Origin of the sequence: Geminicoccus flavidas, from assembly GCF_009806515.1 — a bacterium.
Classification (GTDB): domain Bacteria; phylum Pseudomonadota; class Alphaproteobacteria; order Geminicoccales; family Geminicoccaceae; genus Geminicoccus; species Geminicoccus flavidus.
This window is the reverse complement of the sequence record NZ_WUJP01000140.1, coordinates 1-585: the sequence shown is the minus strand read 5'-3', so window position 1 is coordinate 585 and position 585 is coordinate 1. Positions and strand designations below refer to the sequence as shown.

The 585-nt window shown below is 67.2% G+C and carries 1 protein-coding gene; it reads right to left on the bottom strand.

What is annotated here, in order from left to right:
- Positions 1-469, bottom strand: a 469-nt coding sequence (locus EQG76_RS03795) for a calcium-binding protein (protein WP_321573431.1), incomplete at its 3' end; no start/stop codon positions are given.
- Between the last annotated feature and the right edge of the window lie 116 nt (positions 470-585).

Sequence of the window (585 nt, the reverse complement as noted above, 5' to 3'; positions counted from 1 at the left end):
TGCCCAGGCCAAGTGTGCCGACCAGCAGCTGGTCGTTACCGTCGCCGCCGAACAGCAGGTCGTACCCGGTACCGCCAAGCAGCAGGTCGTTCCCCGCTTCGCCGCGCAGCAGGTCATGACCGCCAGCGCCCCTGAGGGTGTCGTCGCCAGCACCACCCCAGAGCCGGTCGTCGCCAGCGCCGCCAAGCAGCGTGTCCAGTCCAATGCCGCCGAAGATCGTATCGTCGCCCAGACCGCCGTCCACTTGATCGTCACCGTTGGCGCCAGCGAGCAGGTCGTTGCCCGAATCGCCCAGAATTCGGTCGTTGCCGTTGCCGCCCCGGCCGGTATCGGCACCCGAGCCACCCAGGAGCAGGTCGTCGCCGTCCTTGCCCCACAATATGTCGTTGCCGCCTAGCCCGCGGATCGTATCGTCGCCGGCTGTGCCTATCAGCGATTCTGGTCGGTGCGTGCCGGTGATAGTTGCCATCGATCATGCTCCTCGCCAGATGTGGCCGCCGCTCCATGGTGGAGCGCCGGCGGTGGTCCATGCTGCGTCGTCAGGCCATGGCCGGCAGGCTCGGCGTGCTATGGAACTCAAAGTCG